Raw genomic sequence first — 23,563 nt, 5'->3', positions numbered from 1 at the left:
CCAGAGCGCTGCTTTCGGCTGGCGTTGCGGCCGCAGAATTCGTCGCGCATTCCGTCCCCGCGGCCTTGGCACTCTCGAAAACAGAGTGCTAAAATCGACGTAGTTGAGTCGAAGTGACTCAACTCTTGAAGCAGCCGCTCCGGCGGCTCCAGGGAGGAGAAGTCAATGGCCATGATGTGGGACCCGTTCCGTGAGCTCGACCGCCTCGCTGCGGACATGCTCGATTCTCGCCAAGGGCCGCGAGTCATGCCGATCGACCTGCACCGCGACGGCGATCACTACGTGCTCGCCGCCGACCTGCCGGGCGTGGACCCCGGATCGGTCGACGTGGATGTCGACGGCCAACTGCTCACGATTCGCGCCGAGCGCACGCTGCGCACGGATGGCGACGTGAAGTGGCTCGCGCACGAGCGGCCGAGCGGCTCGTTCCTTCGTCAGATCACCCTCGGCGAGGGCATCGACACCGCAGGCATCAGCGCGCACTACGACAACGGCGTGCTGAGCGTGATCATCCCCATGAGCGAACGCGCGAAGCCGCGCAAGGTCGAAGTGGTGAGCGCGCCTGAACGGCAGCAGGTCGCGTCGAACAAGTGAGCTGACGCCGAACGCACCGACAGCGGGCCCGCATCGCACGACGATGCGGGCCCGCTGCATGCCCCGAACCGCGTCGGAGGCTACGCCGTGCTGCCGCCGATGTTCACGAGCCAGGCGATGCCGTAGCCGTCGACGCACATGCCGAAGGCGTCGCCCCACGGAGCGACCTCGAGTGGCACGGTGACGGCGCCGCTGTTCGAGAGCTTCTCCCAGTAGCCGCGCAGCTCGGCATTCTGCTCGGCGCCGCCCGAGAGCGAGACCGAGACGTTGCCGGCGCCCGTGTACTCCAGGTAGCTCGGGGTGTCCGCGCCCATCAGCACCAGGCCGCCCTCGGCCTCGAGCTGGCTGTGCATGATCTTGTCGGCGTCGGCCGGGTTGTCGGCCTGGCCGTATTCGGCGAAGGTGCTCGACGTGAGTTCACCGCCGAAGACCGACTGGTAGAACTCCATCGCCTCCTTCGCGTTGTCGCGGAAGTTGAGATACGGGTTGAGCGTGACCATGATGCGCCTGTGACCTTTCGACTCGTGCGTACTGGCCGATCCTCCTCGTTCGCGCGTCCGGCGGCAAGAAGCATCTCCCGGCGGCACGATGCACTCGCGGCGGCCGGAAGGATCTCTCGGCGGTCGGATCAAGGGTTGACAGCGGCATCCGTTCGTCATACCTTGTAATCAACCAAAAGGTTGATCAAAGAACGAGTTGAGAAAGGCGAGCGATGATCCTCGATCCCAGCGCAGACGACCGTCTCGACCGCGCCTTCATGGCGCTGGCCGACCCGGTGCGCCGGGGCATCATCGCCCGACTGAGCCGGGGGCCGGCCACGGTCAACGAGCTCGCCGAACCGTTCGCGATCACCAAGCAGGCCGTTTCGAAGCACATCCAGGTGCTCGAGAGCGCGGGGCTCGTCACCAGAACGCGTGACGCGCAACGCCGCCCCGTGCACCTCGACGCGGCCACGCTCGAAGCCCTCACCGCGTGGATCGACCGATACCGGCTGATCCACGAGCAGCAGTTCCGCGCATTGGACGCGCTGCTCGCTCAAGACCCCGGCCATGACGCCGCGGCGTCCGTCGCCCTCGATGTGCCCATCGAGCATCGCGGCGACACCCCATCAGCCGGCCAGCAGACCGGCCCCATCACGAAAGAGACAGGACAATGACGAACCCCGTCACCATCACCGCCCCCGAGGGGCTGCCCTTCATCGACATCGAGCGCGAGTTCGACGTGCCAGTGGCCGCCGTGTTCAACGCGCACCGCGACCCCGAGCTCGTGAAGCAGTGGCTCGGGCCGAACGGCTACGAGATGACCATCGAACGCTGGGACTTCGTGCCGCAGGGCGGCTACCGCTACCTGCACACCCAGCCCGGAGGTGAGGAGGCCTATGCGTTCAACGGCACGTTCCACTCGGTGCGTGAGAACGAGTTCGCGATCCAGACCTTCGAGTACGAGGGCTTCCCCGACGTCGTGGCCATCGAGTCCCTGCGGTTCGAAGATCTCGGCGGCGGTCGCACCCGCCTCAGCATCCACTCCACCTACCCGAGCCTCGAGGCCCGCGACGGCATGATCCAGAGCAACATGGAGCTCGGCGTTCGCGAGGGCTACGAGCGGCTCGAGGGCCTGCTCGCGGCCTGAGCCGATGCCTCACGAAACGGAGCACACCATGGACTGGACCCTGGAAGTCGTCATCGTGCCGGTGAGCGACCTCGACCGCTCGATCGCGTTCTACCGCGACCAGCTCGGATTCGCGCTCGACCACGACACCCGCAACGAGCACATGCACATCGCGCAGCTCACCCCGCCCGGCTCGGGCTGCTCGATCGTGATCGGCTCGCTGCCGTCGCAGAACGAGATGGCTCCCGGATCGCTGCACGGTCTACAGCTCGTCGTCGCCGACGCCGAGGCGGCCCGTGCCGAGCTCATCGGCCGCGGCGTCGAGGCCAGTGCGATCACCGTCTTCGACGAACGCGACGGCGGCACGTTCTTCGGCTTCGCCGACCCCGACGGCAACACGTGGGCGGTGCAGCAGATCCGGGCCCGTGCCGAGAAGCCGCTCATCCCGGTCGAGGCGCGTCAGCGCTTCGGCGCCGAACAAGAGCTCTGAACGGGGATGCCGCGGGGCTCGCCACCATCTGGTGGCGGGCCCCCGCGGCATCCCCTCGGCGGCGCCCGACACCGGTTCTGCGCGACCCGTGCTGAGCGGCGCAGCTCAGGCCGGCGCGACCGGCTGTCGCAGGATGGTGCGCAGCTTCTCGGGCGCGGTGCGCCGCGGGTCGCCGAGGTACACCTCGTGGTGCCGGCCGTTGAACCGCAGGCGGTGCTCGGGCATGAACTCGTCGTGCAGGCGTGCGAGGGTCGGACCCTCGTCGTCGTAGGAACCGAGGTGCAGCGTCTGCACCGATCGCCCTTCGGCGAGCCGCTCGAAGCGCACCCGTTCGGCCGCAGGCGCCTTCGCGGTCGCGCGCCCGATCGCCTCGGCGATGAGTTCGGGAGGCAGCCAGTCGGGTTGCCAGATCATCATCGTCCACGACCAGGCCGACTTCTCGCGGGTGATGAACGTCGCCGGGTCGTCGGCGCTCCAGAGGCCCTCGAGGGGTCCGACGACGTAGTCGCGATCGAGCTCGCGCTTGCACTGGAACTTCGCCGTGAACGAGACGGCGTAGAGCGCCTCGACGGCGGCCGCGTACTCGGGGGCGGTGTTGGGATCGCCGTGCCCGTCGACCATGCAGTACCCGAGCTCTGGCATGTCGATGAGCTCGAAGCGGCCGCGCGGGGCGGTGTAGCACGCGAGTTCGCGCTTGACGTCGTACTTGCGCTTCACCTCGTGCGTGTCAGGCATGGCCCCACTTTCGCTCACACCACCGACACGGCGGTCGCTACGCTGTCGTCGGGATGCTTCGATCCGCCCGCGCATCCGACGACTGGAGCATCATGCAGACTCGCACCCTCGGCCGCACCGGTCGCACCGTCTCGGTCATCGGCCTCGGCACCTGGCAACTCGGCGCCGATTGGGGCGAGATCGATGAAGCCGACGCGCTCGCGGTGCTCGATGCCGCCCGCGAGGCCGGCGTCACCTTCTTCGACACCGCCGACGTCTACGGCGACGGCCGCAGCGAGGCCCTGATCGGCAGGTGGCTGCGCTCGAACCCCGACTCGGGCGTCACCGTCGCCACGAAGATGGGCCGACGGATGCCGCAGGAGCACGCCAACTACTCGCTCGCGAACTTCCGGGAGTGGACCGACCGCTCTCGGGCCAACCTCGGGGTCGACACGCTCGACCTCGTGCAACTGCACTGCCCGCCGACCTCGGTGTACTCCGACGATCGCATCTCCGACGCACTCGACACGCTCGTCGCCGACGGCGCGATCGCGAACTACGGGGTCAGCGTCGAACGGGTCGAGGAGGCGCTCACCGCCATCGCCCGGCCGCACGTGGCCTCGGTGCAGATCATCCTGAACGCGTTCCGGCTGAAGCCGCTCGACGAGGTGCTTCCCACGGCCGCCGCTGCCGGGGTCGGCATCATCGCCCGGGTGCCCCTCGCGAGCGGCCTGCTCTCTGGCCGCTACACGAGCGACACGATCTTCGCCGCGAACGACCACCGCAGCTTCAACCGGCACGGCGAGTCGTTCGACGTCGGCGAGACCTTCTCGGGCGTCGACTACGAGACGGGGGTGCGCGCGGCAGCGGAGTTCACCGCGATCGGCCGCGACGCGGCGCCGTCCGCCTCGGCCGCGCAGCTCGCCCTCGCGTGGGTCGCCGCGCAGCCGGGCGTCAGTTCGGTGATCCCCGGGGCGCGCTCACCTCAGCAGGCGCGGGCGAACGCCGCGGCCGGGTCGCTGAGCCTGCCGCCGACCGTCGACGCGGCCGTGCACGAGCTCTACGACCGGGAGATCCGACCTTCGGTGCACGCCCGCTGGTAACGCGCGCCGCGCCCCGCCCGCCGCGCTACGCGCCCGGCCCGTTCCCGTCGGGACCACTCGTATCGCGCTGGACACCGGATATCGCCGCTCCCGTGCGAAGGGAGTGATCCTGAGCGCTCTCCGCGCCGGGCGCGCCTGCCCGCCCGGGGGGCTGCTTGCGCACCTGACCGGCGACGGCGAAGCTCACGATGACGGCTGCGCCGATGACGAGCAGTGCGTGGCGGGCGCCGACAGCATCGGCGAGCATGCCGAGCAGCGGCGGGGCGCCGAGGGAGGCGATCGTCGAGAACGAGGTCACGACCGACACGCGCTGGCCGGCCTTGGCCGGGTCGTCGGATGCCGCGGCGATCGCGATCGGGTTGGCGAGCGCTGCGCCGAATCCCCAGAGCACGATGCCGATCCAGGCCACCGTGAGGTTCGGACCCAAGCCGAAGAGCGCGAGGCCGAGGAGCGACGAGGCCCCGGAGGCGCGGAGCACCGCGACCCGGCCGAAGCGATCGATGAGCCGCGTGCCGAGGAAGCGGAACACCGTCATGGCGCCGACGAAGGTGCCGAAGGCGACCGCGCCGACCGCCTCGGCGGCGGCGAACCCGTCGACGACCGCGAGGGAGAGCCACGTGGTCGCCGACCCCTCGGCGAGCGACGCGGCGAGCAGTACGACGCCGAGCAGCAGCGTGCGCGGTTCACGCCATGCCGCGAGAGCCGAGCGCACCGCCCCGCCGGTGCGGTCGCCGGTCGACTGCGCGGCGACCGAGCCCGTGACAGCAGAGACCGAGCCCGTGACAGCAGCGACGGAGCCCGTCACAGCGCCGACTGATCCCGTCGCAGTGGCGACGGGGCGGTGCGCCGTGAGCGCGGTCGACGCGCGCAGCAGCCAGAGCCGCACCGCCGTCACGATCACCGTGACGATGACGATCTGCGTCGCGATGTGCACCTCGGCGAATGCGAAGCCGGCGCCCACGAGCGCTCCGCCCGCCGCGCCGATCGAGAACGCCGCATGGAAGTGCGGCAGCACCGCGCGCCCGACGTGCTGCTCGACCGCTGCCGCGTTGATGTTGATCGGCACGTTGATGAGGGCCCCGCAGAGGCCGTTGACGAAGAGGCCGGCGATGAATGCCGTGAGGTCGGCGTTCGCCAGGCCGATGGCATCGAGGCCGAACCCGACCGCATTGATGATCGTGCCGGCGAGCAGGGTCGTGCGGCTGCCGAATCTCGCGATGACGGCGCCGACGACCAGCGCGCCGATGAGCGCGCCGATGCCGCCGACGATGAGCAGAGACCCGAGTTGCAGCGCCCCGATGCCGAGCGAGGCCTGCACGGAGGGCATCCGGCTCGTCCACGCCGACATGACGAGACCGAACAGGGCGAACTGGACCATGAGCGACCAACGGGCGCTGGAGACGTTCGTGATCGACACGTGGTGACTTTATCGCGAAAGAACATTTCCCATTGATCTGTGACGCTCCGCATCGACACTCCGCATCGACACTCCGCATCGACACTCCGCATCGAAACCCGTGAAATTCCCCCCGAACGGGGTGCAACGTCGCTACGCTGCACGAATGTGGTGTTAGCGGGGGGCTGACAGTGACGAATTCGGTGCGACGCAGGCGATCGCTACCGCGGTGCGCTGCGCGAACCTGTGAGATCGTCGCCGCCTTCCTCCCTTCGACCCGTCGCCACGGCGGGCGCAGTTCCGAACGCTCGGTCCGTACGAAGGAAGGAATCGAATGATCACTCAACGAGTTTCACCGTTCGAACAGAGTGGGGCAGGGCTTCTCGAGCACGCGGGGGTGCCCGGTCGGGTTCGAGTGAACCGGATGCTCGGCTTGGCGTTCGTCGGCCTGATCGTCGTCACCCTCGGGGTCGCCGCCCAGGCGCAGAGCGCGCAGGCGGCCGAACTCACCCGCGCGAAAGAGCTCGCCATCGCCCAGGTCGGTGATCGGGTGGGCATCGGTGCGGCGGGAGTCGACGTCACCGGCATCCGGGATGCCGCAGCGGCGAGTCTCGCCGCGGGCGCCGTCCGCGACGCACAGGCACTCGCCGCCGAGGCGGGCGCCGAGCTCGGTGACGGCGGGGTCACTGCGCTGGCGTCCCTTCGCCGGAGCGTGATCGGCCAGGTCGGCGTCGGCGGGTCGGCCGTCGCCGTCACGAGCGCCGTCCGCGCACTGCGCACCGAGCAGGTCGCCGTCTCGTCGGCCCTCGCCGCGCATCGCGAGGCCGTCGCCGCCCGGCTCGCCGCCGAGGCCGCGGCAGCGGCGGAAGCCGCTCGAGTGGCGGCAGAGCAGGCCGCCGCCGAGGCTGCCGACGACTCCTGGTCGGCGGATGTCTCGGTGGGCTCCGATGCCGGTGGGGCGAGCGCCGGCACCGCCGCGGCCGCCGACCCGTACACCGCCGAGTTCTACCCGGGCCTGCCCGCCGCTCCGCGCGACGAGGACTGCGGACCCTGCACCGGCAAGGAGATGCACCCGGTGTACTACAACGGCAAGTACGTGTGGGGCTGCGCCGCGTAGCAGCGACCGATTCCGATGGGCGTCCGGGCGACCGGGCGCCCATCGGCCTGACGGGGGTTCGCCGGCCGCCCCGCCGACGCGGTGCGCGGCAGGATCACTCGGCGGCGGCCCGCGGAGCGAACCGCCACCCGGTGATCCACTCGGGGTCGGCGCCGTACTCGTACGCATGCTCCCGCGCGGCGTTCCGGGCGGCGTGCCACTCGTCGGCGATCTCGGCGACACCCGGCCGGCTGTGGAGCCCCGGAACGCGGTGCAGCACGTCGAGCGCGAGCCGGTACCGGTCGAGGTCGTTCAGGTGCAGCATGTCGAACGGGGTCGTCGTGGTGCCCCGCTCGATGAAGCCCCGCACGTGCAGGTTCGTGTGGTTCGTGCGCCGGTAGGCGAGCTGGTGGATCAGCGGCGGGTAGCCGTGGAACGCGAAGATCACGGGCGCCGAGCGAGTGAAGATCGCGTCGAACGCCCGGTCGGGCAGCCCGTGGGGGTGGTGAGACGGGTCCTGCAGTCGCATCAGGTCGACGACGTTGACGAGCCGCACCCGCAGCTCGGGCAACCGCCCGCGCAGCAATTGCGCCGCCGCGATCGCCTCGGTCGTCGGCACGTCGCCGGCGCACGCGATGACGACGTCGGGCACGGATGCCGCGGCATCCGCTCGCTCGAAGCCAGGTTCGTTGCCCGCCCACTCCCACACGCCGAGACCGGCCTCGACGTGCGCTCGCGCCTCGGTGTGCGAGAGCCACTGCGGTTGCGGCTGCTTGCCCGCGACGACGACGTTGACCCGGTTCTGCGTGTCGAAGGCGTGCCGCATGACCTCGAGCAGGGTGTTCGCGTCGGGCGGCAGGTACACGCGCACGATCTCGGCCTGCTTGTTGACGACGACGTTCAGGAAGCCCGGATCCTGATGCGAGAAGCCGTTGTGGTCCTGCCGCCACACGTGCGACGAGAGCAGGTAGGTGAGGCTTGCGACATCCCCGCGCCATGGCACCTGCTTTGCCGACTCGAGCCACTTCGCGTGCTGGTTGAACATCGAGTCGACGATGTGGATGAACGCCTCGTAGCTCGTGATGAGCCCGTGCCGCCCCGTCAGCAGGTACCCCTCGAGCAGCCCCTGCATGAGGTGCTCGCTGAGCGCTTCGACCACCCGGCCCGAGCGCCCGAGGTGGTCGTCGAGCGGATGCAGCGCCTCGGCCCACACCCGATCGGTGACCTCGAAGACGGCGCCGAGCCGGTTCGAGGCCACCTCGTCGGGGCCGAAGAGGCGGAAATCGTCGGGGTTCCTGCGCATCACCTCGGCGAGCCAGGAGCCGAAGACCCTCGTGGCCTCGCCGGTGGTGCCGCGCTTGCCGGGTGCGACCTCGATCGCGAGCGGTTCGATCGCCGGCAGCTCGAGCGGGGCCGCGATGCCGCCGTTGACGTGGGCGCTCTCGTTCGCGCTCATGCGCAGCGCCCCGTCGGGGCGCGCGGCAGCGAGCTCGGCGACGGGGCGGCCCTCGCCGTCGAAGAGCTCCTCCGGCCGGTAGGAGCGCAGCCACGCCTCGAGCATCGCGAGGTGCTCGGGGTTCTCGCGCACGCCCGCGAGCGGCACCTGATGGGCGTGGAACGTGCCCTCGACCTGCACGCCGTCGACCACGCCGGGTCCCGTCCAGCCCTTCGGGGTGCGCAGCACGATCGCCGGCCAGCGGGGCGCCACGTCGGCGAACGCGCCCGCCGCGGCATCCACTCGAATGGCGGCGATGCGCTCGTAGGCGACGTCGATCGCGTCGGCCATGCGGCCGTGCACCGCCATCGGGTCCTCGCCGTCGAACCCGCCGGCGACGAGCAGCGGTTCGTAGCCGTTGCCGCGGAAGAAGTCGACGAGCTCGGCTTCGGGGATGCGCGCGAGCAGGGTCGGGTTCGCGATCTTGTAGCCGTTCAGGTGCAGGATCGGCAGCACCGCGCCGTCGGTCACGGGGTTCAGGAAGGAGTGACCGCGCCAGCTCGCCGCGAGGGGGCCGGTCTCGGCCTCGCCGTCGCCGATGACGCAGGCGACCACGAGCCCCGGATTGTCGAGTGCCGCGCCGTAGGCGTGCATGAGCGAGTAGCCGAGTTCGCCGCCCTCGTTGATCGAGCCGGGCGTCTCGGGCGCCGCGTGCGACGGGATTCCGCCGGGGAAGGAGAACTGCCGGAACAGGCGGCCCATGCCCTCGACGTCGGCGCTCACCGCCGGGAAGAGTTCGGAGTAGGTGCCGTCGAGCCACGTGTTCGCGACCATCGCGGGCCCGCCGTGGCCAGGCCCGCACACGTAGATCGTGGGCGTGCCGCGCTCGACGATCGCGCGATTGAGGTGCGCGTACACGAGGTTCAGGCCGGGGGAGGTGCCCCAGTGCCCGAGCAGCCGCGGCTTGATGTCGGCCGGTTCGAGGGGGCGGGCCAGCAGCGGGTTCGCCATCAGGTAGATCTGGCCGACGCTCAGGTAGTTGGCGGCGCGCCACCACGCGTCGACGATTTCGAGCGGTACGGATGCCTCGCGCCGGCGCTCGCTCGACGCGACCCGCGGGTCGTGCTGGTGCTGCTGATGCTGCTCGCCTGCTTGGGCCATGTCTTCCCCCGTCGACTCAGCGTGCCCTTCGAGCCTAGGTCGAAGCACGGCGATGCGGAAGGAAGGCGAGCGACGAACCGGGGCAGGCGGCGCTGCGCCGGCGACGGGAGGATGCGTGCTCAGGCCGACGGTTCGTCGGCGGTGACCGTCGCCGCCCGCCAGGCGTGGAACCAGCGCGCCCAGAGCCGTGCCCGCCAGCCCTGCGGACTGAGCAGCCGGCGCCGCGCCGCGAGATCGCGCCGGAACTCCTCGGTGCGCACCGCGTCGCGGAGCTTCATCGGCGTCGTGGCCGCGGCGATGGTCGGCGATCTCGCCTCGTCGGCGTCGACGCGAGCGGCGACGACGACGGGCACCGGTGAGTAGAGCGGCTCGACGAACACGAACACCGCGCCGATGAGGAGGATCACGGCGTCGACCAGCAGCCACTCGAGTGGCGGGTTCGCCCACGCGAGGATCGCGAACCAGACGCAGAGGAATGCCCCGGCGACGTACGCCGCGCGGGGGATCGAGCTCAGCACGAGCCAGTGCCGCGGTTCGATCGGGCACCGGTCCCACTCGCGCGAGCGCCGGGTGACGGTCGAGAGCACCTGGTTGAGCCAGATCAGCACGGCGAGGGTGAAGCCCGACGCGATGAGCCAGCTCCAGGGGCCGAGGCCCTCGGGATCGGTGACGATCGACGCCGCGGCGATCGCGGCCGGCACCGCCTCCTCGACGTCCTGACCACCGGGGAACACCCCGATGACGAAGCCGATCGCGCCCGCGATCCAGCTCGCGAGGGTGGCGAAGAGGGCGTAGACGCCGGGGAGTCCGGGCAGGATGCCGGCGATCACGACCGAGGCGAGCAGGTTCGTGCCGAGCGACTTCTTGTCGATCACCGAGAGCCGGTTCTCGACGTAGGCGACGGCAGACGGTGCCGCCGGGAACTCCGGACCGAGCAGGAGCCGAGCGGTCGGCTCCACCACCTGGACGGTGTTCTCGAAGTACACCGAGTGGTCGAGGAAGGGCTGGCTCGTGTTGTGCACCGCGTGCTCCTCGGGTCCCATCGCCGTCGCCCGCCCCGGGAAGTAGGCGTTGCGCCAGCGTTCGCGCCGGCCCGGTGCCGAGTCGGCGATGGGGCCGGCCGAGAAGGGATCCCAGATCGCCCAGTGGTTCGCCCAGCGCACCTTGCGGTCGTCGTCGACGCCGGTGTTGCGCTCGATCCACCTGGCCACGGGCGTGTACTCGTCGGGGCGGCCGAGCCACTGCTCGCGCCCGAGCAGCACGACCGCCGCGCCAACGGTGGTGAGCCGGGTGACGTTGTAGTCGCTCGGCTCGAGTTCTTCGAACAGGGTGAACGTCGCCACGGCGGCCCCCTGCGAGTGCGCGAAGAGGTGCACGTCGCCGTCGCCGACGAGTTCCTTGGCGCGGGTGAGGGCGTTGCGCACCACGAGGCGCATCGCCGAGGCGCGCAGCGGCCGCTGCTTCCACGCCGCGACGTCGCCGATCGATTCGATGACCCCGTCGATGACGCCCTGCGCCACGTTCTTGAACCACGGGATGAGCAGCAGCGGACTGATGAGCGGCAGGATCGGCGTCAGCACCACCGCGAGCAGCACGAGGAAGACCCAGGTGACCGCGAAGGCGACGCAGCACACGGTGAGCCGCACGAGGTCGATGACGAGGTCGACGGCCTTGGGCAGTTCGCGGGGTTCGGCGGGCGACTTCGTCCAGTGCCGCACGAGGGTGTACCAGGGCACGAGCACCATCGTGCCGAGGAAGAGGTCGAGCACCCGCCAGACGGTGCGCCACATGAAGACGACGGCCCACTGGAAGACCTGCCCGCGGCTCATCGGCACGAACGATTCCGACCAGCGCGCCTCGAGGATCGCGATCTTCAGCACCACGTCGTCGTCGGCGTCGGATGCCTCGCCGCTCGCCTGGGCTCGCGGGCCCGGGTAGCGCACGGTCGCCGTGACCATCGGCAGCTCGCCCGAGAGGTCGGACCCGTGGATCTCGACGCCATGCCGCTCGGCGGCGCCGATGACCTTGTCCCTCGCGAGCCAGTCCATGCGGCCGAGCAGCGGTTCCGCCCACTCGAGCAGGATCTGGCTGCGGTAGGCGTTGCCCATGCCGTGCACGACGACGAGTGCACGGTCGAAGGTGCCGGCATCGGATGCCGCGGCGTCGCGGGCGTCGGCGTCAGCGTTGGCGTCGATGGGGGAAGCGGGGGCCGGTGCAGCCGGGCTGGGTGCGATCCGCATTGATTCTCCTCGGGCGAGAGCGTCTGAGCGAACGCTAGCGGCTCGCTGCCCGGTTGTCGCCTGTGCCGTCGCGGAGCTCGGCGTCAGGGTCACCCCTGACCTCTCGAACCCGTCGGCCCGATCGATGACTCGAACTTCAGGGCTAGCCCTGATTCGCGGCATCCATCGCCGTTCATATCGTGGAGAGCGATCACCACTCCGTGGACCGCAGGGGGAACTGTCACCGCGGAGTGGCGATCGGATAGCCGGTCAGCACCGAGTCCCGAAACGACGTGCAGGCCGGCTTCCCCCGTTTCAGCGCCCATGGCGCACCAGCAGAGAAGAGTCGAGCGATGAACGAGCAGCTGACGCGACCCACGCGCCACGGCGATGCCCTGCCCGCCCGGCGCGAACTGCGTTCGGCCCATCTCGATCGCGCACTGAGCTGGAGCGACTTCCGCACCGCCGTGCGCTACGACCCCGCCAACCGGCTGCTGCTCGCGGTGCCGGCGATCAGCGCCAAGCACGCGGAGCATCCCTGGCTCGGCGAGGCCACCGCGCCGCACACGCGCATCGGGGTCGGTGAGATGTATCGTCGCGACTTCGAGCGCGGCGGCGTGTACTGGTCGGAGCGGACCGGCGCCCACGAGGTGCACGGGCTCATCGCCGAGCACTGGCAGGCGGTCGGCGCCGAGGCCTCGTTCCTCGGCTTCCCGACGACCGACGAGCAGCCTCTCCGAGCGTCGGAGTCCGGCGCGCGGATCGCGGGCGGGTTCGCCCACTTCGAGGGCGGCTCGATCTACTGGACCCCCGTGCACGGCCCCGCGATCGTGTACGGCATGGTGCGCGACATCTGGGCGTTGCTCGGCTGGGAGCGGTCGCCGCTCGGCATGCCCGTCGGCGACGTCGAGCTCGATCCCGAATCGGGTCTGCTGCACGGCGAGTTCGAGCACGGCCGGGTCGAGTGGTCGTCGTCGACCGGGCCGGTCGTCGTCATCGGTGCAGGGGAGTCGCTCCCGGGCGCCGGCCGCGACACCCTCGATCGCATCCGGCCCGACTTCGCCCCGGGGGCCTGAGGCGGCCCGGCCGCGCCGCCGCCGGACCACTCGTGTCGCACGCGACCGCGGATATCGTGTCGCCCGTGCGACACGAGGTGTCCCGGCCGCGTGACAGACTCGACGGGTGACCCTGACGCTGCCCGAGCTCGCCCCGAGCCCGTACGACGCGGATGCGATGTACGACGTGTTCGTCGGCTGGGCCGAGGGCCGGGGTCTTTCGCTCTACCCCGCCCAAGACGAGGCGGTCATCGAGATCGTCTCGGGCGCGAACGTCGTTCTCTCGACGCCCACGGGCACCGGCAAGTCGCTCGTCGCGGTCGCCGCGCACGCGGCATCCATCGCCCGGGGCGGTCGCAGCTACTACACGGCGCCCATCAAGGCGCTCGTCTCCGAGAAGTTCTTCCAGCTCGCCGAGATCTTCGGGGCGGCGAACGTCGGCATGGTCACGGGCGACAGCTCGGTGAATCCGGATGCCCCGATCATCTGCTGCACGGCCGAGATCCTCGCGAACCTCGCCCTGCGCCACGGCCCCGACGCCGACGTCGACCAGGTCGTCATGGACGAGTTCCACTACTATGGCGACCCCGAGCGCGGCTGGGCCTGGCAGGTGCCGCTGCTCATCCTGCACCGGGCGCAGTTCGTGCTGATGTCGGCGACCCTCGGCGACGTCACCGCGATCGCCGCCGACCTGAAGCGGCGCACCGGCCGTGAGACCGCCCTCGTCACCGGCGTCGACCGCCCGGTGCCGCTGCACTTCTCGTACGCGAAGACGCCCGTGCAGGAGACGGTCGAGGAGCTCATCGAGACCCGGCAGGCGCCGGTCTACATCGTGCACTTCTCGCAGGCCGCGGCGATGGAGCGGGCGCAGGCGCTGTCGTCGATCCGCGTCATCACGCGCGAGCAGCGCGACGAGATCGCCGAGGCGATCGGCGGCTTCCGCTTCACGACGGCGTTCGGCAAGACCCTCTCGCGGCTCGTGCGCTCGGGCATCGGGGTGCATCACGCGGGCATGCTGCCGCGCTACCGCCGGCTCGTCGAGACGCTCGCGCAGCGCGGGCTGCTGCGGGTCATCTGCGGCACCGACACGCTCGGCGTCGGCATCAACGTGCCCATCCGCACGGTGCTCATCACCGCGCTCTCCAAGTTCGACGGGCAGCGGATGCGGCAGCTCACCGCCCGCGAGTTCCACCAGATCGCGGGGCGCGCCGGGCGGGCCGGCTACGACACCGCCGGCACCGTGGTGGTGCTCGCGCCCGAGCATGAGATCGAGAACGAGGCCGCTGTCCGCAAGGCGGGCGACGACCCGAAGAAGCTCAAGAAGATCGTGCGCAAGAAGGCGCCGGCCGGGCAGATCACGTGGGGCGAGGGATCCTACGAACGGCTCGTCTCTGCCGAGCCAGAGCCGCTCGTGCCGCAGCTGAAGCTCACCGCGGCGATGCTGATCAACGTGATCGGCCGCGGGGGAGACGTGATCGGCGACATCCGCTCGCTCGTGTTCGACAACCACGAACCGCGGGCCAGGCAGTTCGAGCTCGCCCGGCGGGCGCTCGAGATCTTCCGAACCCTGCGCGACGCCGGCGTCGTCGAGCTCGTGCCCGCGCCCGACGGTGCGAGCATGCCGATCGTTCGGCTCACGGTCGACCTGCAGCCGAACTTCGCGCTCAACCAGCCGCTGTCGCCGTTCGCGCTCGCCGCGATCGAGCTGCTCGACCCCGACGCCACCGCCGAGACCGGCGTCGGCACGGGCCACTACGCGCTCGACGTCGTGAGCGTCATCGAGTCGACGCTCGACGACCCGCGCCCGATCCTCTCGCAGCAGCAGTTCAAGGCGCGCGGCGAGGCCATCGGCCGCATGAAGCAGGACGGCATCGAGTACGACGAGCGCATGGAGCTCGTCGAGCAGGTCACCTGGCCGAAGCCGCTCGAAGAGCTGCTCGCGCAGTCGTTCGAGGTGTTCGCGTCGAGCCAGCCGTGGGTGCGCGACTTCGAGCTGTCGCCGAAGTCGGTCGTGCGCGACATGTTCGAGCGCAGCATGTCATTCGGGGAATACGTCGGCTTCTACCAGCTCGCCCGCAGCGAGGGGCTCGTGCTGCGCTACCTCTCCGACGCGTACCGGGCGATCCGCCAGACCGTGCCGACCGAGGCGAAGAACGAAGAGCTGCTCGACATCATCGAGTGGCTCGGCGAGCTCGTGCGCCAGGTCGACTCGAGCCTCGTCGACGAGTGGAACGAACTCGTCGATCCCTCCGCCCACCTGCCCGAAGACGAGGCCGCGGTCGTGCCGCCCGCCCCGCCGTCGGTCGTGACCAACCGGCGCGCCTTCACCGTGCTCGTGCGCAACGAGCTCTTCCGCCGCGTGCAGCTCGCGGCGCTCGAGCGCGACGACGAACTCGCCGAGCTCGACCCCGAGGTCGGCTGGCCCGAGGCGCTCGACCGCTACTACGCCGAGCACGACGCGATCGGCACCGGACCGGCCGCGCGATCGCCGCGGCTCGTCACGATCGACGAGACGGATGCCGCGAGCGGCATGTGGCGCGTCGAGCAGACGATCGACGACCCCGCCGGCGACCACGACTGGCGCATCCGCGCCGAGGTCGACCTCGATGCCTCCGCCGAGGAGGGCGCGGCGGTCGTGCGGGTCACCGAGGTCGTGCGGCTCTAGTCGCCGGCCCCGCTCCCCTCCCGCCCGCCTTCGGCTCCCGTCCCGCTCGTGCCCCGCCCCCGCTCAGGCGAGCGCGAGCAGGCCCGCCGCGGCGAGGGCGAGCACGAGACCGACCCACTGCACCGGCGCGATGCGCTCCCCGAGCACGAGCGCCGCGAGCAGGATCGTGCCCGCCGGATACATCGCCCCGAGCACCGCAGCGACCGACAGGTCGCCCGCGCGGATCCCCGCGAGCAGCAGGCCGTTCGCGACGACGTCGACCACCCCGCATGCGATCGCGAGGCGGATGCCGGTCGCGGTCGCAGACCCGCCCTGCGAGGCGGCCGACGCTCCGAGCGACGACTGCTGCGGCATCCGCTCGCCCGTGGCCGCTCGTCTCCGCGCGACGCCGACGAGCGCAACGGCCCCGACGACCGTGAACATGATCGCCGCGTTGACGCCGCGGTTCATGAGGAGCGGCACGACGCCGCTCTCGTCGGAGGTCTGGTCGATGGTGATGTAGAAGCCGCCGATCGCGATGCCCGAGCCGATCGCCATCAGGATGCCGCGGAAGCTCGGCCGCACGGCGCCCTTCTCGGGCACGAAGCCGACGAGCACGACCGCGAGCAGCGCGAGGCCGAGCGCCCAGTATCCGAGCGCGGTGAAGCGCTCGCCGCCGAAGAGGCCCCAGACCATGGGCACGATCGCCGAGACGACGGCCGTCAGCGGAGACAGGATCGACATCGGCCCGATCGCGAGGCACGCATAGAGCAGCGAGATCGCGACGGCGCCCGCGACGCCGGAGAGTGCGCCCCACCAGACGTCGTGGAGGTTCCATGCGCCGCCGAACAGGGGGTACGCCGCGGCGAGCACGACGAAGCCGACGCCGGATGCGACCGCCGTCGCGAGCACCGCGCTGACGCGCTTCGCGGCGAGCCCGCCGAGGAAGTCGGCCGCACCGAAGACGAGCGCCCCCGTGAGCGAGAAGACGGCGGTGAGCATGCTCGTCAGCGTATCGGGGGCGTCGCGCCGCTCATTGGAGCAGCTGAACCGGCCCGGAATGCTCATCTGCTGACATCCGTGAACGAAGCGTGAAATCGCGCGGATGAATCGTGCCCGGCCCTTGGCACGGGTACGACGCGCTCGTAGGCTACGGGCAATGTCCCCCATGCAAGGCGCGCGTCAGCGACGCCCCGCTGGGAACCCGACCGCTCAGGGGAGAGTCATGCATCGTCGCCGCACCATCCAACGTCTCGCGGCCGTTTCGGCCGCTTCGATCGGAGCCCTCGTCGCCGGGCTGCTCGGCGCTCCGCCGGCCGTCGCGGCCGTCGACGGCTCCGGCGTCGTCATCAACGAGGTGTACACGCGGGGCGGCAGTGCGAACCAGCCGTTCACGAACAAGTTCGTCGAGCTGTACAACCCCACCGACTCGGCGGTCTCGCTCGACGGATGGTCGCTGCAGTACCGCGCCGCGACGAGCACGGGAGCTGCGAGCAGCGTCGGTGCGCTCGCCGGCGAGATCGAGGCGAACAGCTACTACCTCATCGGCCTCAACAGCAACGGGGCGAGCGGCGCCGCGCTGCCGGCCACGGATGCCGCGTTCGGCTGGGCGCCGAGCGGCACCACCGGCTCGATCTTCCTCTCGAACGTCGCCGGGGCGATCAACCCGGGCACCGGCTCCATCGTGAACAACGCGCAGGTCGTCGACTACGTCGGCTACGGCACCTCCCTCAACTTCGAAGGCGCCGCGGCCGCCTACCAGGGCAGCAACAGCACTCCCGGCAGCATCGTGCGCACCGACTTCGTCGACACCGATGTCAACTCCGCCGACTTCGTCTTCTCCGCTACGGTCACGCCGCAGGCATCCGATGGCGACACCGAGCCCCCCGTCGAGAACGAGGCGACGATCGGCGAGGTGCAGGGCGCGGGCGACGTGAGCCCGCTCGTCGGTGAGACCGTCATCGTCGAAGGCGTCATCACCGCCGACCACCGCGCCGGCGGCTACAACGGCGTGACGATCCAGACGCCCGTCGCCGACGACGTGCCCGGCGCCTCCGATGCGGTCTTCGTCTTCCAGATGCCGGCCGTCGGCGCGGTGGGCGACCTCGTCCGCGTGACGGGCACCGTGAGCGAGTACTTCGGGCTCACCCAGATCACGACGAGCGCCTCGGGCGTCGAGGTCGTGACCCCCGCGGCCGGTGTTCCCGCGGCGACGCCGCTGCCCGACACGACCGTCGGCGCCGCCCGCGAGTCGCTTGAGAGCATGCTCGTCGCGCCGACCGGCTCGTACCTCGTCTCGAGCACCCACGAGGCCTCGAGCTTCGGCTCGCTGTGGCTCGCCGCAGGTGACAGCCTGCCCGTGAAGAGCACCGAGCAGGTCGATGCCGGCCCCGCCGCCACCGAGATCGCCGTGGCCAACCGCGGCCGGCTGCTCGTGCTCGACGACGGCTGGAACACCCGCGCAGATGCCGCCGCTCACCCGAACGAGCAGCCGTACCTGACCGAGGAAGCGATCGTGCGCAACGGCGACCGCGTCGTGTTCCCCCAGACGCCGTTCGTGCTGAGCTACGGCTTCAACGCGTGGCGCCTGCAGCCGACGACCCCGATCGACAGCGCGAGCGACGCATCCGTGAAGCCCGCGTTCGAGACGCAGAACCCGCGGCCGGCCGGCGCACCCGAGGTCGGCGGCGACGTGCAGATCGGCGTGTTCAACGTGCTCAACTACTTCACGACCCTCACCACGCAGAACCCCGAGGCCCGTGGCGCCGAGACGCTCGCCCAGTTCGAGCTGCAGGAGGAGAAGATCGTCGAGGCGATCACCTCGCTCGACGCCGAGATCGTCGCGCTGCAGGAGATCGAGAACTCGCTGAAGCTCGACGGCACCGCCGACGAGGCCATCGCGACGCTCGTGGCCGCGCTCAACGACGCCGAGGGTTCGGACGTCTGGGACTTCGTGCCCACGCCGGCCGCGCTCACGCCGGCCACGACCGACGTCATCCAGAACGCGATCATCTACCGCTCCGACGCCGTCGCACCCAAGGGCGACGCGCAGACGATCACCGACGAGGCCGTGTGGGGCAACGCACGCGAGCCCATCGCCCAGGTGTTCGAGCTCGAGAACGGCACCGACCTCTCGGTCATCGCGAACCACTTCAAGTCCAAGAGCGGCAGCGGCGCAGAGCCCGCCGACGGCCAGGGGCACTTCAACGCCAACCGGGTCGCGCAGGCGAACTCGCTGCTCACGCTCGCGGGTCAGCTCGAAGCCCAGGCCGGTGAGGTGTTCCTCCTCGGCGACTTCAACGCCTACGCCCAGGAGGACCCGATCCAGGTGCTGACCGGCGCCGGGTACACCGACCTGCTGCCCACGCTCGCGCCGGGCGAGTACACCTACACCTTCGACGGCGAGCTCGGCTCGCTCGACCACGCGCTCGGCAACGGCAAGGGGCTCGAAGCCGTCACCGGCATCGGCCGCTGGGCGATCAACGCGCCCGAGTGGGGCACGCGCCAGTACCCGTTCGCCGCGGCCGACGACGGATCGGTCTTCCGCTCGAGCGACCACGACCCGACGCTCATCGGCATCGATCTCGCCGAGCTCGAAGACGTGGTCGACATCTCCGTGGTGACGATCAACGACTTCCACGGCCGCATCGAGCAGGCCGCACCCGCTGCGGGCGCGGCAGTGCTCGCCGGAGCGGTCGAGCAGGTCCGGGCGGCGAACCCGAACACGGTCTTCGCGGCCGCGGGCGACCTCATCGGCGCCTCGACGTTCACCTCCTTCATCCAGAAGGACAACCCCACCATCGACGCGCTCAACGCCGCCGGCCTCGATGTGAGCGCCGCCGGCAACCACGAGTTGGACCAGGGCTGGGCCGACCTCCGCGACCAGGTGCAGGACCGCGCCGACTGGGAGTACATCAGCGCGAACGTGTTCCTGAAGGGCACCGACGACACGGCACTCGCGCCGTACTACACCGAGACGTTCGACGGCGTGACCGTCGGCTTCATCGGCGCGGTGACCGAAGAGCTCGACTCGCTCGTGAGCCCCGCCGGCATCGCCGACCTCGAGGTGCGCGGCATCGTCGACTCGGTGAACGCCGTGGCCGACGACCTGAAAGACGGCGACCCCGCCAACGGCGAGGCCGACGTGCTGATCCTGCTCGTGCACGAGGGTGCCACGAGCACCGACATCGCGAGCCTGAGCGACGGCTCGGCCTTCGCGCAGATCGTCTCGGGCGTCGACTCGGATGTCGCGGCGATCGTCTCGGCCCACACGCACCTGCCGTACAACCACGTCGTCGGCGGCCGCCCGGTCGTCTCGGCCGGCCAGTACGGCGAGCGCTTCGGCCTGATGCAGCTTCAGGTCGACTCGGTCACCAAGGAGCTCCTCTCGATCACCAACGAGCTGAAGCCGCTCATGAACGGCAGCACGCCGCTCTACCCGTCGGTTCCCGCGGTCGCGAAGATCGTCGCCGACGCGAAGGTCGTCTCCGACGTGCTCGGCAAGCAGAAGGTCGGCGACATCACGGCCGACTTCAACCGGGCCCGCCACCCGCGTCTCGACGTGAACGGCAACCCGGTGCTCGATGCGAACGGCAACGTCATCCTCGACGAGAACCGCGGCGGCGAGTCGACGCTCGGCAACTTCGTCGCCGATGTGCAGTTGTGGGCCGCGAAGCAGGATGCCGCGGCCGACATCGCCTTCATGAACCCGGGTGGTCTGCGCACCGACCTGAAGTTCGCCTCGACCGGCGCCGAAGACCCTGCCGGCAACGTCACGTTCCAGGAGGCTGCGAGCGTGCAGCCCTTCGCGAACACGCTCATCACGCTCGACCTCACGGGGGCGCAGGTCAAGAAGGTGCTCGAGGAGCAGTGGCAGCCCGCCGGTTCCTCGCGTCCGTTCCTGAAGCTCGGTGTGAACAAGGAGGTCGAGGTCGTCTACGACCCGACTGCCGCCGCAGGCTCGCGCGTCACGCATGTGCTCCTGAACGGCACCGAGATCGACCCTGCGGCCACCTACCGCGTCGTGGCGAACTCGTTCCTCTCGACGGGCGGCGACAACTTCGTCACCCTGCGTGAGGGCACGAACCGCGCCGACACCGGCCGGGTCGACCTGCAGTCGATGGTCGACTGGTTCGCGGCGAACGGCTCGGCGACGCCCGACGTCGCGCAGCGCTCGGTCGGACTCGTGCTGCCGGCCCCGGCCAACGGCTCGGCCTACGTGCCCGGTGAGACCCTCTCGCTCGCGCTCAGCTCGCTCGACTTCTCGACGAACGAGGTCGCGGCCGGCGAGGTCTCGGTCTCGATCGGCGGCACGGTGCTGGGCACCGCGCCGGTCTCCCGCACGCTCGTGAACACGACCGACGAGGTCGGTCGTGCGACCGTTTCGATCACCGTGCCCGAGGGCATCGATGGAGCGCAGCTGCTGACCATCTCGGTGGCGTCGACCGGCACGAGCATCGACGTGCCGATCACGATCGAGGCTCCGGTCGCCGAGGTCGGCACGACGATCGTCGGCGTGCCGAACAAGCTGATCGCCAAGGCCGGCACGCAGATCAAGTACCAGGGCGTGGTGATCGCGCACGACGGCTCGAAGGCGGTCGGCACGGTGACCATCACCGACGGATCGAAGGTCATCGCGACGGTCGAGATCGATGCCGCCGACAAGGGTCGGTTCACGGTGAACCTGCCGAAGCTCGCCCGCGGTCTGCACCTGCTGCGCTCGAACTTCGATGGTGCAGCGCCGTACACCGATTCCCGGTCGTTCGCGGTGCCGATCCTCGTCTGGTAGCCCCGACCGGCCAGACGAACGAGCGGGGCGGCGGTCGCATGACCGCCGCCCCGCTCGCGTCGAGGAACGGCTCGACCCGTCCTCCCCAACGTTCGAGCTCGCCCGTGCGCCCGGTCTGCGGCGCACGGGCGGCGCGCTCGGCGAGGCTCGTTACACTCGACGGATGAGCTGGAACACGGAACCCGACTGGGCCGACGAGGTCCCGTGGGATCCCGACGAGCTGGCTCCGCCGCCCGACGACGAGTGGGTGCCGCCGGTCGACGATTCGGGTCGCGGGCCGGCCATCTCGCCGGCGCCGAACCGCGGGGTGTCGAACCGCGGGGGCGGCGCCGCCGCTCGCCCGCCCGGTTCGCTCACCGCGCCGCGCCGCGCTGCCGCAGCGCGGTTCGATTCCGCGGCCGAGGCCCTCCACACGGTCTTCGGCTACGACAGCTTCCGCGGCGAGCAGGCGCAGATCATCGCCCAGGTCGCCGGCGGCGGCGACGCCGTCGTGCTCATGCCGACCGGCGGCGGCAAGAGCCTCTGCTACCAGATCCCGTCGCTCCTGCGCGAGGGCACGGGCGTCGTCGTCTCGCCGCTCATCGCGCTCATGCACGACCAGGTCGATGCACTCGTGCGCAACGGCGTGCGCGCCGCCTACCTCAACTCGAGCCAGCAGTCCCCTGAGCGCGCCGAGGTCGAGCGCGCGTACCTCGCGGGCGAGCTCGACCTGCTCTACGTCGCCCCCGAGCGACTCGGTGGCGAGCAGACCAAGCGATTCCTCGAGCAGGGCACTGTCGCGCTCTTCGCGATCGACGAGGCGCACTGCGTCGCCCAGTGGGGGCACGATTTCCGCCCCGACTACCTCGCGCTCTCCGAGCTCGCCGAACGGTGGCCCGATGTGCCCCGCATCGCCCTCACCGCCACGGCGACCGAGGCCACCCACCGCGAGATCACCGAGCGACTGAGCCTCGGCGGTGCCGAGCACTTCGTCTCGAGCTTCGACCGGCCGAACATCCAGTACCGCATCGACCCGAAGCTCGAGGTGCGAAAGCAGCTGCTCGAGTTCATCCGCAGCGAGGGGCGGGATGCCGCGGGCGACCCCGTCTCGGGCATCGTCTACGCGCTCTCGCGGGCGAGCACCGAGAAGATCGCCGCATTCCTCGCCGAGCACGGCATCAACGCGCTGCCGTACCACGCGGGTCTCGATGCCGGTGTGCGCCGTCGAACCCAGGAGCGGTTCCTGCGCGAAGAGGGCGTCGTCGTGGTCGCGACGATCGCCTTCGGCATGGGCATCGACAAGCCCGACGTGCGTTTCGTCGCCCACGTCGACCTGCCGAAGTCCGTCGAGGGCTACTACCAGGAGACCGGTCGTGCCGGCCGCGACGGCGCCCCGGCGACCGCGTGGCTCGCCTACGGCCTGCAAGACGTCGTGCAGCAGCGCCGCATGATCGACGAGAGCCCGGGCGACCTCGCGCACCGGCGCCGGCTCGGGCAGCACCTCGAGGCCATGCTCGCCCTCTGCGAGACCGTGCAGTGCCGCCGCCAGAACCTGCTCGGCTATTTCGGCCAGCCGAGCACGCCGTGCGGCAACTGCGACACCTGCCTCGAGCCGCCCGCCTCGTGGGACGGCACCGTGCCCGCGCAGAAGCTCATGTCGACGATCGTGCGACTGCAGCGCGAGCGACGGCAGAAGTTCGGCGCCGGTCATCTCATCGACATCCTGCGCGGCAAAGAGACGCCGCGGGTGCGCCAGTACGGCCACGATGCCCTCGCCACGTGGAGCATCGGCGGAGACCTCAGCGACCAGCAGTGGCGCGGAGTCGTGCGGCAGCTGCTCGCCCAGGGCCTGCTCGCCACCCACGGCGAGTACGGCACGCTGACGGTGACGGATGCCGCGGCCGAAGTGCTCTCGGGCCAGCGCACGGTCAGGCTCCGCACCGAACCCGAGCGCGCGGCGCGGTCCCGCGGCCCGAGGGCGGCGCCGGCCGCCGCCGACCTCGAACCGGCGCAGGCCGAGCTCTTCGAGCTGCTCCGCTCCTGGCGTGCGGGTGAGGCGAAAGAGCAGGGCGTGCCGGCCTACATCGTCTTCGGCGACGTCACCCTGCGCGCCGTCGCCGTCGCCAGGCCTGCGAGCCTCGCCGAGCTCGACGGCATCACCGGCATCGGCGTGAAGAAGCGCGAGGCCTACGGGCAGGCGCTGCTCGCCGTGGTCGGGGCCGCCTGAAGCTCTGCGCACCCCGTCGGGGGAGACATCCGCGCCTCGACAGCGCTAGCATCA

Annotated in this window: 16 protein-coding genes; 10 read left to right on the top strand and 6 right to left on the bottom strand. The window is 70.6% G+C overall.

Translation table 11 applies throughout. The features are described 5' to 3' along the window. The first annotated feature begins 165 nt into the window (after positions 1-165). Positions 166-594 (top strand): Hsp20/alpha crystallin family protein, encoded by a 429-nt coding sequence (locus DCE93_RS12315; RefSeq protein WP_108596134.1) that lies wholly within the window; start codon positions 166-168, stop codon positions 592-594. An 80-nt stretch (positions 595-674) separates the two neighbouring features. Here DCE93_RS12315 and DCE93_RS12310 read toward each other — a convergent pair whose 3' ends face one another. After that, complete coding sequence (locus DCE93_RS12310; RefSeq protein ID WP_108596766.1) at positions 675-1,097, bottom strand: VOC family protein; 423 nt, start codon at positions 1,095-1,097, stop codon at positions 675-677. Positions 1,098-1,306: 209 nt separating this feature from the next. Between DCE93_RS12310 and DCE93_RS12305 the strand changes: the two genes are divergently transcribed. The 3 genes from DCE93_RS12305 to DCE93_RS12295 are packed head-to-tail and all read left to right on the top strand — an operon-like array spanning position 1,307 to position 2,692. Continuing rightward, positions 1,307-1,750, top strand: a complete 444-nt coding sequence (locus DCE93_RS12305) for an ArsR/SmtB family transcription factor (RefSeq protein WP_108596133.1) — start codon at positions 1,307-1,309, stop codon at positions 1,748-1,750. Then, a complete protein-coding gene (locus DCE93_RS12300) occupies positions 1,747-2,223 on the top strand; it encodes an SRPBCC family protein (RefSeq protein WP_108596132.1) in 477 nt (158 codons plus the stop codon). The genes DCE93_RS12305 and DCE93_RS12300 overlap by 4 nt, the downstream gene beginning before the upstream one ends. A gap of 28 nt (positions 2,224-2,251) precedes the next feature. Continuing rightward, entirely contained in the window at positions 2,252-2,692 is a 441-nt protein-coding gene (locus tag DCE93_RS12295) for a VOC family protein (protein WP_108596131.1), read from the top strand. Positions 2,693-2,797: 105 nt separating this feature from the next. Here DCE93_RS12295 and DCE93_RS12290 read toward each other — a convergent pair whose 3' ends face one another. Next, positions 2,798-3,427, bottom strand: coding sequence for a GyrI-like domain-containing protein (locus DCE93_RS12290; protein WP_108596130.1), 630 nt, complete (start codon positions 3,425-3,427; stop codon positions 2,798-2,800). Positions 3,428-3,519: 92 nt separating this feature from the next. Here DCE93_RS12290 and DCE93_RS12285 point away from each other — a divergent pair, with 92 nt between their 5' ends. Then, positions 3,520-4,509, top strand: coding sequence for an aldo/keto reductase (locus DCE93_RS12285; RefSeq protein ID WP_108596765.1), 990 nt, complete (start codon positions 3,520-3,522; stop codon positions 4,507-4,509). A 25-nt stretch (positions 4,510-4,534) separates the two neighbouring features. On the opposite strand, the gene DCE93_RS12280 is transcribed toward DCE93_RS12285, so the two are convergent. Beyond that, a complete protein-coding gene (locus tag DCE93_RS12280; RefSeq protein ID WP_108596129.1) occupies positions 4,535-5,926 on the bottom strand; it encodes an MFS transporter in 1,392 nt (463 codons plus the stop codon). 403 nt (positions 5,927-6,329) lie between these two features. On the opposite strand from DCE93_RS12280, the gene DCE93_RS12275 reads away from it, so the two are divergent. Next, positions 6,330-7,022 (top strand): hypothetical protein, encoded by a 693-nt coding sequence (locus tag DCE93_RS12275; protein ID WP_108596128.1) that lies wholly within the window; start codon positions 6,330-6,332, stop codon positions 7,020-7,022. 94 nt (positions 7,023-7,116) lie between these two features. Here the strand turns inward: DCE93_RS12275 and DCE93_RS12270 are convergent, their stop codons facing one another. Together DCE93_RS12270 and DCE93_RS12265 are read right to left on the bottom strand one after the other, a co-directional pair. Further along, entirely contained in the window at positions 7,117-9,597 is a 2,481-nt protein-coding gene (locus DCE93_RS12270) for a phosphoketolase family protein (protein WP_108596127.1), read from the bottom strand. A 119-nt stretch (positions 9,598-9,716) separates the two neighbouring features. Next, on the bottom strand, positions 9,717-11,837 hold the full coding sequence (locus tag DCE93_RS12265) for a hypothetical protein (RefSeq protein WP_108596126.1): 2,121 nt from the start codon (positions 11,835-11,837) through the stop codon (positions 9,717-9,719). A 332-nt stretch (positions 11,838-12,169) separates the two neighbouring features. Here DCE93_RS12265 and DCE93_RS12260 point away from each other — a divergent pair, with 332 nt between their 5' ends. After that, positions 12,170-12,892 (top strand): LGFP repeat-containing protein, encoded by a 723-nt coding sequence (locus DCE93_RS12260; protein WP_108596125.1) that lies wholly within the window; start codon positions 12,170-12,172, stop codon positions 12,890-12,892. Between the two features lie 157 nt (positions 12,893-13,049). Next, positions 13,050-15,536: a DEAD/DEAH box helicase gene (locus DCE93_RS12255; RefSeq protein WP_108596764.1), complete on the top strand. Its 2,487-nt coding sequence runs from the start codon at positions 13,050-13,052 to the stop codon at positions 15,534-15,536. A gap of 63 nt (positions 15,537-15,599) precedes the next feature. Here DCE93_RS12255 and DCE93_RS12250 read toward each other — a convergent pair whose 3' ends face one another. After that, positions 15,600-16,517, bottom strand: coding sequence for an EamA family transporter (locus DCE93_RS12250; RefSeq protein WP_108596763.1), 918 nt, complete (start codon positions 16,515-16,517; stop codon positions 15,600-15,602). Between the two features lie 223 nt (positions 16,518-16,740). On the opposite strand from DCE93_RS12250, the gene DCE93_RS12245 reads away from it, so the two are divergent. Both DCE93_RS12245 and recQ read left to right on the top strand, forming a co-directional pair. Further along, complete coding sequence (locus tag DCE93_RS12245) at positions 16,741-21,303, top strand: ExeM/NucH family extracellular endonuclease (RefSeq protein WP_244284166.1); 4,563 nt, start codon at positions 16,741-16,743, stop codon at positions 21,301-21,303. Positions 21,304-21,466: 163 nt separating this feature from the next. Next, positions 21,467-23,509, top strand: a complete 2,043-nt coding sequence (gene recQ / locus DCE93_RS12240; protein WP_108596123.1) for a DNA helicase RecQ — start codon at positions 21,467-21,469, stop codon at positions 23,507-23,509. Positions 23,510-23,563 lie beyond the last annotated feature (54 nt).

Source organism: Agromyces badenianii (assembly GCF_003070885.1).
GTDB classification, from domain to species: domain Bacteria; phylum Actinomycetota; class Actinomycetes; order Actinomycetales; family Microbacteriaceae; genus Agromyces; species Agromyces badenianii.
The sequence above is the reverse complement of the archived record's forward strand: the minus strand, read 5'-3'. Positions and strand labels throughout refer to the sequence as shown.

Excerpts from the sequence above, each read along its gene's own strand:
- DCE93_RS12315 (WP_108596134.1), top strand. The coding sequence starts at position 166 with ATGGCCATGATGTGGGACCCGTTCCGTGAGCTCGACCGCCTCGCTGCG.
- DCE93_RS12305 (WP_108596133.1), top strand. The coding sequence starts at position 1,307 with ATGATCCTCGATCCCAGCGCAGACGACCGTCTCGACCGCGCCTTCATG.
- DCE93_RS12300 (WP_108596132.1), top strand. The coding sequence starts at position 1,747 with ATGACGAACCCCGTCACCATCACCGCCCCCGAGGGGCTGCCCTTCATC.
- DCE93_RS12295 (WP_108596131.1), top strand. The coding sequence starts at position 2,252 with ATGGACTGGACCCTGGAAGTCGTCATCGTGCCGGTGAGCGACCTCGAC.
- DCE93_RS12290 (WP_108596130.1), bottom strand. The coding sequence starts at position 3,427 with ATGCCTGACACGCACGAGGTGAAGCGCAAGTACGACGTCAAGCGCGAA.
- DCE93_RS12285 (WP_108596765.1), top strand. The coding sequence starts at position 3,520 with ATGCAGACTCGCACCCTCGGCCGCACCGGTCGCACCGTCTCGGTCATC.
- DCE93_RS12275 (WP_108596128.1), top strand. The coding sequence starts at position 6,330 with ATGCTCGGCTTGGCGTTCGTCGGCCTGATCGTCGTCACCCTCGGGGTC.
- DCE93_RS12270 (WP_108596127.1), bottom strand. The coding sequence starts at position 9,597 with ATGGCCCAAGCAGGCGAGCAGCATCAGCAGCACCAGCACGACCCGCGG.
- DCE93_RS12265 (WP_108596126.1), bottom strand. The coding sequence starts at position 11,837 with ATGCGGATCGCACCCAGCCCGGCTGCACCGGCCCCCGCTTCCCCCATC.
- DCE93_RS12260 (WP_108596125.1), top strand. The coding sequence starts at position 12,170 with ATGAACGAGCAGCTGACGCGACCCACGCGCCACGGCGATGCCCTGCCC.
- DCE93_RS12255 (WP_108596764.1), top strand. The coding sequence starts at position 13,050 with ATGTACGACGTGTTCGTCGGCTGGGCCGAGGGCCGGGGTCTTTCGCTC.
- DCE93_RS12250 (WP_108596763.1), bottom strand. The coding sequence starts at position 16,517 with ATGCTCACCGCCGTCTTCTCGCTCACGGGGGCGCTCGTCTTCGGTGCG.
- DCE93_RS12245 (WP_244284166.1), top strand. The coding sequence starts at position 16,741 with ATGCATCGTCGCCGCACCATCCAACGTCTCGCGGCCGTTTCGGCCGCT.
- recQ (WP_108596123.1), top strand. The coding sequence starts at position 21,467 with ATGAGCTGGAACACGGAACCCGACTGGGCCGACGAGGTCCCGTGGGAT.